Source organism: Sporolactobacillus spathodeae, assembly GCF_016908935.1.
In the GTDB taxonomy this organism is placed as follows: domain Bacteria; phylum Bacillota; class Bacilli; order Bacillales; family Sporolactobacillaceae; genus Sporolactobacillus; species Sporolactobacillus spathodeae.
In genome coordinates, this window is the sequence record NZ_JAFBEV010000005.1 from 169,321 (window position 1) to 178,948 (window position 9,628).

Annotated in this window: 7 protein-coding genes and 1 other annotated feature; of the genes, 1 reads left to right on the forward strand and 6 read right to left on the reverse strand. The window is 47.0% G+C overall.

Annotated features, from left to right (window positions below):
* Window positions 1-4: 4 nt before the first annotated feature.
* Window positions 5-1,312 carry a glutamate ligase domain-containing protein gene (locus tag JOC27_RS04395; RefSeq protein WP_205005789.1) on the reverse strand — a complete coding sequence of 436 codons (1,308 nt, stop codon included), beginning with the start codon at window positions 1,310-1,312 and terminating at the stop codon, window positions 5-7.
* 374 nt (window positions 1,313-1,686) lie between these two features.
* Complete coding sequence (locus JOC27_RS04400) at window positions 1,687-4,323, reverse strand: valine--tRNA ligase (protein ID WP_205005790.1); 2,637 nt, start codon at window positions 4,321-4,323, stop codon at window positions 1,687-1,689.
* 182 nt (window positions 4,324-4,505) lie between these two features.
* Window positions 4,506-4,736: a binding site (T-box leader), on the reverse strand.
* A 197-nt stretch (window positions 4,737-4,933) separates the two neighbouring features.
* On the opposite strand from JOC27_RS04400, the gene JOC27_RS04405 reads away from it, so the two are divergent.
* A complete protein-coding gene (locus tag JOC27_RS04405; RefSeq protein ID WP_205005791.1) occupies window positions 4,934-5,116 on the forward strand; it encodes a hypothetical protein in 183 nt (60 codons plus the stop codon).
* A gap of 10 nt (window positions 5,117-5,126) precedes the next feature.
* On the opposite strand, the gene JOC27_RS04410 is transcribed toward JOC27_RS04405, so the two are convergent.
* The 4 genes from JOC27_RS04410 to JOC27_RS04425 all read right to left on the reverse strand — a co-directional run bounded on the left by JOC27_RS04410 (window position 5,127) and on the right by JOC27_RS04425 (window position 9,285).
* Entirely contained in the window at window positions 5,127-6,176 is a 1,050-nt protein-coding gene (locus tag JOC27_RS04410) for a protein kinase family protein (protein WP_205005792.1), read from the reverse strand.
* 19 nt (window positions 6,177-6,195) lie between these two features.
* The gene (locus JOC27_RS04415; protein ID WP_205005793.1) at window positions 6,196-7,116 is read right to left on the reverse strand and encodes a hypothetical protein; all 921 of its coding nucleotides are present in this window, start codon (window positions 7,114-7,116) and stop codon (window positions 6,196-6,198) included.
* Complete coding sequence (locus tag JOC27_RS04420; RefSeq protein ID WP_205005794.1) at window positions 7,109-8,476, reverse strand: LysM peptidoglycan-binding domain-containing protein; 1,368 nt, start codon at window positions 8,474-8,476, stop codon at window positions 7,109-7,111. Before JOC27_RS04420 ends, JOC27_RS04415 begins: the two co-directional genes overlap by 8 nt.
* A gap of 131 nt (window positions 8,477-8,607) precedes the next feature.
* Complete coding sequence (locus tag JOC27_RS04425) at window positions 8,608-9,285, reverse strand: DUF421 domain-containing protein (RefSeq protein ID WP_205005795.1); 678 nt, start codon at window positions 9,283-9,285, stop codon at window positions 8,608-8,610.
* Between the last annotated feature and the right edge of the window lie 343 nt (window positions 9,286-9,628).

Here is a 9,628-nt window from a genome sequence, read left to right on the forward strand (position 1 = left end):
ATGATTATTTTTTTGTTTCCAGTAGAAAATGTCTTACTCTCGATATGAAATAGAGCGAGCCGCAAACAAGAAGCAGTTCCTGATCGCCAGTTTCATCGATCATCGCGTGTAAAGCCTGGTGCCAATCTGGAACGTTCCTTTTCTTCGGATGATGGGAAACGACAAATAATTCGTCACTCGAAGCTGCGCGCGGGTAATTAAATGTGGTCAGTGTCAGATCCGACGCGACTGTTTCAATGATCGCTATCATTTGGTCATATTGCTTATCAGCCAGTGCAGCATAAAGGACATGGACAGTGCGTCCCGGATAATAACGTTTGACCGTAGCTGCCAAGGCTTCTGTACCCTGAACATTATGTGCGCCATCAAGCACAATCAGCGGCTTTGTCGCTACGCGTTCAAACCGGCCCGGCCAAGCTGTTTTCCGTAAACCGTCGCGTATTTCTTGATCATCGACAATTAACGCATAATAAGTCTTCAAATAACTGACAGCCATCAGCGCCGCTGCGGCATTTTTCACCTGATGCGCACCGCTCATTCGCACAACCGCATGATCCAATTTCAAAAAGTCTGATGAAAAAGTGAAGTGTTCGCCTTCCGCATCATGACCGAGCGATTCCACGGTGAATTGTTTTCCAAGCTGATAAAAACGCGAATGCTTCTCATCTGCCCGCTCTTGAATGACACGCAGCGCCTCCGCATCCTCCGCAGTTGTCACAATTCCGATGCCACTCTTGATAATCCCAGCTTTCTCAAAGGCAATCTTTGAAATTGTATGACCAAGCTGTTTCATATGATCCATTGCGACATTTGTGATCACTGAAACGAGCGGATGAATCACGTTTGTCGAATCGAGCCGCCCGCCGAGGCCGACTTCATAGATCACTAGATCGCAATAATTGATACTACCAAAATAAACGAGGCTGATCATCGTAACCGCTTCGAATTCTGCCGGTTCGCCGAGATCTGTTTCCCGCTCACAAGCTTTAGTCAGCGGATAAACGATGTTTGCCGCTCGAATTAAATCTTCGTTGCTGATCGGTTCGCCGTTGACCATGATCCGCTCGTTAAAACACGTGATGTAAGGCGAGATAAAACTACCGACTTTATACCCTGCTTCTTGATAAATGTGGCGGAGATAACTTGACGTCGATCCTTTGCCGTTTGTACCGCCGACGTGAATGGCACGGATCCGTCGTTCCGGATTGCCAAGTTTCGCTAGCATCCACTCCATCCGCTTCGTACCTGGCTTCATTCCATGCGGAATCAGACCGTGAATCCATTGCATCGTTTCATCAATCGTCGTGAACACATCGTATTCCCCCATCATCTAAGCTTTAAGAAAAATTTGGCTTGGTCCTTGTTGGTAGCAAATACGCATTCGTCGCTCGTTTGTCGCGGACGCCAGAGCGTTTTTGCCGCATTTCTCGCACAAATTCTTATACATTCTTATCTTTTTGCTTTGTTAAAATCTGCTGTTGTTTTTAATTGTTTCTTGACATCTGTTCGCTTGCCACGGGCAATCCGTGAGCCTCCTCAAGCAGGCGATAACCTGCGGGGTCTCCCTTGTCCTGCTCTTCCCGCAAGGCGCCAGCGCACCAGTGCAAAAATCCTTATACCTTATCTCTTGTAAAAAAGGCGGCCGCGCGCGGACCGCCTTTTTGTATGAAGTGATGATTGGTTTAATTAGGCTTTCAGTTCAGCGATTCTTGCTTGCAGTTTTTCCCGTTTCTGCAAATAATCTTGCTCTTTTTCGCGTTCCTTTGCAACAACGTCTTCAGGCGCCTTGTCGACAAAACGCGCATTACCGAGTTTCTTCTGAACACGCTCAACCTCGCCATTCATTTTTTCAAGCTCCTTGTTCAGACGCTGAATCTCGTCATCAAGATTAATTAGATCGGCAAGCGGCAGATAGATCTCTGCACCGGAAACAACTGCAGAAACTGCTTTTTCTGGAACGGGAATCTCTGTGCCAATTTGCAGGCTACTCGGATTGCAGAACCTTTCGAGGTAAAGTTTACTCTTTTCGAGCAGCGTTTGCTCAAAATCCGACTTAGCCTGAATCAATAGCGCCACCGGCTTCTTCGGCGCCACATTCATTTCCGCTCGAATATTGCGTACAGAGCGGATAACATTGATGAGAAGCGCCATTTCTTGCTCTGCTTCCAGGTCGTCCCACTTCTTAACGGCGACCGGCCAATTGCTGCGCATGATCGTTTCACCTTCGTGCGGAAGGTGCTGCCAAATCTCTTCGGTGATAAAAGGCATGATCGGATGCAGCAATTTCAAGATTTTATCAAGAACATAGGTCAGTACCGACTTCGTCGTCTGTTTCGCTGCTTCGTCACTGCCATTGAGCGGCAATTTCGCCATTTCAATATACCAATCACAGAAATCGTCCCAGATAAATTGATAAAGCGTGTGACCCGCTTCGCCGAAATCATATCGGTCATAGCAGCTAGTTACTTTCTCAATTGTTGCGTTCAGACGCGTCAGTATCCAGCGATCCGGTATCGAATGCGGCGCATCCATCGTCATTTCATCGAGTGAGAAACCATCAAGGTTCATCAACACGAAACGGGATGCATTCCAAATTTTATTTGCAAAATTCCAATTGGCTTCCACTTTGGACCATTGGAATGTCAAGTCCTGACCGGGCGTCGTACCGGTTGCCAGCGTATAACGCAGTGCATCGGCACCATATTTAGCTATCACATCCATTGGATCGATGCCGTTGCCAAGCGATTTACTCATCTTACGCCCTTGCTCATCGCGTACCAGCCCATGAATCAGCACATCCTGGAATGGACTTTTGCCGGTAAATTCGGTTGACTGGAACATCATTCGTGCAACCCAGAAGAATATAATGTCATAGCCAGTCACCAGTGCGTTGGTTGGAAAATAGCGTTTGAAATCATCGGATGCTTCATCCGGCCAGCCCATTGTGGAGAATGGCCAGAGCGCGGAACTGAACCATGTATCGAGTACATCTTCGTCCTGCGTCCAATTCTCGCTATCTTTAGGCGCGTCCATGCCGACGTAGACTTCACCGGTTTGTTTATTGTACCAAGCCGGAATACGGTGGCCCCACCAAAGCTGACGGGAGATGCACCAGTCGCGGATATTTTCCATCCAGTGATTATAGGTGCCTTCAAAACGTTCCGGAACAAAATTGACCTTATCTTCTGTCTGCTGCATCTTCAGTGACGCTTCAGCGAGCGGCTTCATTTTCACAAACCACTGTGTTGACAAAATCGGTTCAACAACAACGCCGGTGCGCTCGGAATGACCAACCGCGTGTGTATGTTCTTCAACATAGGCTAATGCGCCGCACGCTTCCAGATCGCTGACAATCTGTTTCCGGCATTCATCTCGATCAAGGCCCTGATATTTTCCGGCATGTTCATTCATCTTGCCGCTTGCATCAATAACAAGGATTCGCGGTAGATTGTGACGGTTGCCGACTTCAAAATCGTTCGGGTCATGAGCTGGTGTAATTTTCACGGCACCGGTACCAAATGACTGATCGACATAACTATCGGCGACAATCGGAATCTCGCGGCCGATAATCGGCAAGATTGCCGTCTTGCCAACAATGTCTTTATAGCGCGGATCATCCGGATGAACCGCGATGGCAGTATCGCCAAGCATCGTTTCCGGACGCGTTGTCGCGATCTGAATTGACCCTGAACCGTCAGAAAGCGGGTAGTCAATATGCCAGAGATAACCAGGAATTTCTTTGTAAATGACTTCAATATCAGATAAAGCCGTGCGTGCTGCCGGATCCCAGTTAATGATATAGGCACCTCGATAGATTAGCCCTTTTTCATACAGGCCGACAAAGACTTTGCGCACCGCTCGGGACAAACCGTCGTCCAGTGTGAACCTCTCCCGCGAATAATCGAGAGACAAACCGAGTTTCGCCCACTGCTTGCGGATGAACGTGGCATATTCCTTTTTCCATTCCCAGGCGACTTCGAGAAATTTTTCTCTTCCTAAATCATACCGCGATTTTCCTTCAGCGCGCAGCTTAGCATCAACTTTTGCCTGTGTCGCGATGCCCGCATGATCCATACCAGGCAAATACAATGTATCGTAGCCTTGCATCCTTTTGAATCGGATCAAAAGATCCTGCATCGTCGTATCCCAGGCATGACCGAGATGCAGCTTACCTGTAACATTTGGGGGCGGAATCACGATCGAATACGGTTTTTTGGCTGGATCTTGATCTGCCTTGAAATAGCCGTTTTCACGCCATCTTTGATACCACTTTTCTTCGGTCTGCCCTGGATCGTATTTTGTTGCCAATTCTTCTTTTTCCATGACTCATACTCCTTTTCTTTAAAAAAGCATGTCAATGCTGATTGTATTTAAGGCGATTACAAAAACTTGGCGTAGCCAAGTCCCTTTTTTCAACAAATGCAAGCATCTCGCGCCTTCGCTGCATTTTTCATGACAAATCAGATACGTGATTTATTTATGAAAAAAGAGCTTTCCTCATCCTGCAAAAGGACGAAGAAAGCTCCGTGGTACCACCTTGATTTGCGCAATAAACGTGCACACTCATTTCTGGATAACGGGAAATTCCCGGTCGATTCTAATTCGGCACCGATGCCGTTTCAAATCGGCGGCTCAAAGGCTACCTTCCGCGCTTGTTGCCGAGGAAGCCTCTCAGCCTGTGGGCTTCCATCTCTTGCGACATCGGGGTGCGTACTCTTCCCTCTCATTGCCATTGTCTCTCATTCACTTGTTGTGACTTGTATTATACACAATTTGCGTAGAAAGAGTCAACATCTCCTGAAGATCGGCGGACAGGAACTTTTTTTCGATGGGTTCATAGACTAGATCAGTACTTATTCTATCCATTGATCAAACAAGCTTGAAAGTAAGCAAAAGCGCCACGATTAGGTCGATCACAGGAGGAGGTGACGGTATGTTCAAAAACAAACGTTTTGCACCCTTTATAAAAAAATGTCGGGAGGGGCTCAGTATTGTCGTACTGCCGCTCGCGCTTTTTCAACTCGTTCGGACCATCTTCCTGCCGACGACGATGGATGTGCTGCTTTGCGCCCTGCTATTTTTTCTATATGTTGGCTTCCTGAAGAAATGGATGTAACCGGCAATTGTCAGGAATCGTCCGAAGTTTGTTCCTCTTGATGGTTTGATTGCTTCTGTTTTTCTTCATAGTATCCTTGAAACGCGCGAATCATCTCCGACTGTGCCCGTTGCAACGTGATCCAGTGCTGGGTAAACCAGAATTCGCTTTGATCGTGCTGTAACCTGTATTTCTCAAGCAAATTGATCGGTGCGAGCGGACACATCAAGTAGTGGAAAAGAAACGTCGTTTCATTGTCCGTCAACGGACAAGCAGCAAGGTAACTACTGATCCACGCTTTCCATGGCAAATGCGGTTTGGATAAAACAGCGCTTGCCTGTTCGAATAGCGAAGCAGCCTCGATGATAAAGATGCCGTAACTGCATTCTTCAAAATTAATTAAGTAGCATTTTTCATTCTCAATCACTATATGGAGCGGATTCAGCCGGCCATGACAAAGCGCGCGACGCATTCCTTTTTTTGCTGCGTTTTCCGTTCCCTCTTCTACTTCTTTCTGCGTCCCTTGAAAATAGAGCAGCGCGTTCTGAAGATTTGTTAAATAGCCTCCAGCCGATGAAAGGACGAGTTGTTCAAAGGGGGACGGATAGACATGATGCTCCGCTTCCTGGACAAAACGCTCCCATATGTTCTGCCTGCCTGTGAGCAGTTGTACCATCGATTGATACAGTTGATCCGGATTGTCGTCACCGCGCAACGTCTGTTGGTGCATTTGTCCCGCTTTAAGAAAAAGCCGTGTGTAACGCGTCAGCAAATCCGATTCCGGCACTGTTTCTTCAAACCAAGGTAGAAGATAGTACCCCGAGTCCCCATCTCCCTGAATGACAAGATCGCCATATTTTGAAGGCAGCGGCGACAGGGCATCAATCGCAAGCTTTCCCGCTAGTTTATAGGCAGTCAGTAGATGGTTGATCTGATTGCGCGTAATTTTTTTCTGCTTCAATGCGAAATTGCCGATGACCGTTTCAATTTTCATCACACTTCCGTGCTGGGAAAACTGATAGGGAAAGAGATCATATTGAAAAAGAAGTCGCCGCACTTGCAGGTCCGGCTCTGTCGCCACGAGCGATCACCTTCTTTCCTTACGCCATTTCGGCCATGTTCCAAACAGACTGAACATGGCGAATCAGCCTCGTTTTTGCATCCCATACTTTTTTGAACAGATCGTGCTCTTCAGGCGCTGCAATTGGCGCATTTGCGGCAGCAAATAGTCGGAACCACTCACCCGGTTCATACCATTCGGCAAGCAGCAGATCCTGGGTTTCCCGTTCTAATGAAAATTGCGGGGCAAGTGCTTCGAGCAGCTTCTGCACCGCCTCCTCGCCCTGTTCTAGCGCTGCAAGCAGAATAAATTGAGCCAATTGCCGGTATCCGCTAACCGGACGACTTTGCCCAAGTTCAAAAAATAAAGTTTCAAGCAACAGCCGTGTGCTTTGAAACGAAAAATCTTCCGGAAGAATAAATGCTTTGCTTCCGGAACGGTGTTGGTTTCTGAGACGGTCTGCAATTTCCGCACGGCTTTGTACTGATGGATAGCACGTTCGTACCAATTGACCGATTGTATCGCTGACCATGCCTACCCGTTCGGATTCGCTGAAAAAATATGCTGCTTGTGCAGACACCTGCGAAGCAGCGACTGGTGGAAGATTCCCGCGACTTTTTTTCAGAAGCAACGCGACGAGACCTGCCCACTGCGTCTCTTTGCCCGCAATCGGCGCCTGATCGAGCGGCGCGTCATGGCAGGTGATCATGTAGCGATCAAAGCGTATCGATGTCGCGCCATAGACGGTGGCATACATCCGATCCAGAAAAAAACTGTCGCTGATTAGTTTCCTGCGCCAGTTCAGATGCTCCGATAACAAACGTTCATCGTCCCAGAATCGTATTTTTTTTATGCCTCGTTCCGTCTGAACGAGCAACGGGGTTTCCTGAACCACGCTCATTTCACGGAATGCATAATTATTCTGCAATGCGGCGCGCAGATAGTCCCAATGGTCAAACATCTTGGACAGCCTTAGTAATCGGAATAAACAGCAATTCGCCCGCTTCTAACGCTCCTGTCGGCAGTTGGTTTTTTTTCATCAGACTGGTCACAGGCACTTTATAACGATTAGAAATGCTCTCCAGCGAGTCTCCACCTTGAACAATGTAGATTCTAACCATTGTTTTTTGTTCGGTTTCAGCGCCAGCAAGTACTTTTGTCAGATAAAGGCTATTGGTATCCCCTGTCTGTTCCGGCTCCGCTTTTTCATTCAGCGCTTCCGCTTCGATTTCTTGAGCAACAGGCGCGGGAGCAACACGTGGTGTCTGAGGTAATTGTGGCGCTTCGCTCGCGCGCTCTGTTGCATCTTCAGAACGTCCAGCAAAAGCAACAGACGGCTGATCATCAGGCGCCTCAGACATGTCTGGTTTACGGAATGCTTCATACGCAAAGGCCGTTGTCGCTTCGTCCGCCTCGTAGTCTAGTGAATCTGTCGGCATCTCTTCAAAACTCGTTTCAAAAGGAATATCGCCGAAATCCCGGGCCTTTTTCTTTAACATGGACGCTTTCGATGCCTTCGGTTGCTCGGGACTTGATCCAGTTGCCTCAGTTGTCTGCCCTGAAGTTTTCGGAACAGACTTTTCCACTGGCTTTGTGAATTGTTTCGCAGCTGCTGATACCGCGCCTTTTTCAGGGCTGACTGCGTTCTCCTTCTTACTTGTTTCAGCCGCTTTTGCTTTTGCCTGCGGTTGCGCTTTTTCTACTGCCAGCTTTTCTTCTTTATTTGCCGCTTCTTTTTTCGTTGCTGCTTCTGCTGACTTATTCGCTACCGGGTTCTTTTCCTGACTGACTGGAGCAGCGGTTTGAGGGGCTACCGGAGCCGGCGCAGGCATTGGCGTCGGTGCTGGCGTTGGCACGGTAGGTGCTTCTGTTCTCGCCGTCTCTATGGGCTTTGGCTGATTGAGCCCTGTGATCGCTAAATCCGCCTGCAATTGTAAATGACGGTGCTCCGACAATTCATAGTCAAATGCTTCAATGATCACAAAAAGTTCCTCAAGATTCGGCACGCGATCAGCCGGTATGGTGATATCAATCGGAAAACGATGCTCAAGAATAGCGGTTCCGTTGTTTGTTTCCATGATCTCGTCAATTGTGCGAAACGGGGCGGTGCCGCTCTCTGTCCCTTGCCCATCATATGGAGCAGGTTTATATTCTCCAGTCAAACGGAGAAAACCTTTAATGGTCACATCATTCCAACTTTCCTCGACGGTAATATCCGGTTCAAGAGCCATTGATAAAATTTCTTCGGCCGGAGCGTCATCCCTGAGCCAGACGGATTCATTTATTGAAAATTGCAAGCGATCATTCGACGATTGAGACATGCATTCCACCCTCTCATCCATTCTTACTAAAGGTCTATGCGACAAGGACGAAATTATGATCCGCACGGGCCAATATCGCTTGCAAAAATCAAACGGCTTTGTGTTATTGGAAAAACAAGCTTTTTCAGTAGTTATTCTTTTTTTTCAAGATAGAGACCCTCATCTTTTTTCCATTCCGCATAAAAAACGTCTTGGATGCGATCAATGTGATGCCGCTTCAATTCTTTCATCAGCCATTCCTCGTTTAGGCCGGCGCGCTTCATATTTTGATAATCCGCCTCGCCGTCATTGATAATATTGACAGGTAAATAAACCGGCTTCTGCGGCTGCTGCAAATCTTCATTCTTCGGCACATCATATTTGGATTTTTTCAAAACACTGACAGTCCCATCGGTTTCAAGAATCGCAAAATCAACTTCGCGGACCGAAAAGACATCCTTGTGACGCAGCAAGTTCTGCAACATATTAATATCGAGTTTCTCCTTTTTCATCGCTTCTCGGTCCATCCGTCCATTGCGGATGATGATCGTTGGTTTTCCTTCCAGAAAGGCGCGTGAACCGCGGTACTTCTGCGTTATCCACTCGACAATATAGATCATCACGCCCCAGATAACCACTGTATAGAGTATCGTCAGGATACCAATCGCTTTGTCATAGAGTGCATTGCCGACAAATTCACCGAGCACGATTGCTGAGATAAAATCGAATGCTGTAATCTGTGACAGTGTGGCTTTACCGAGAATCTTTGTGACAGAGAACAAGGCGATAAATCCAATCATTAATTCGACAGTTATTCTGAGTAAATGCATTGTGCTCACCCCAAAAACAAAATTAACGTATTGTTTGCTTAGTTTGGCCCAATCGACGTTTGTCATGCAGTAAAAACCTGAACTGATTCTTTTTTCAACAATTGTGCCTCGGCTGTATGTGGCTTTTGATCATCAGGCTTAGCTTGGATCGCTTTTCCCGCAAGCCAGAGCGCCTTCGCTCCATTTTTGTGCAGAATCTTTTAAATACTTAGTTTTTCTTATACTTAATTCTACTAGCGTTTCACTAATTTATTCAAACCATTCATAATACTATGAATGTTCAAAATTAATATGGTTTCTAGACAAAAAAATCCTTTATAATGGAAGAATAGGTGATTCCTAT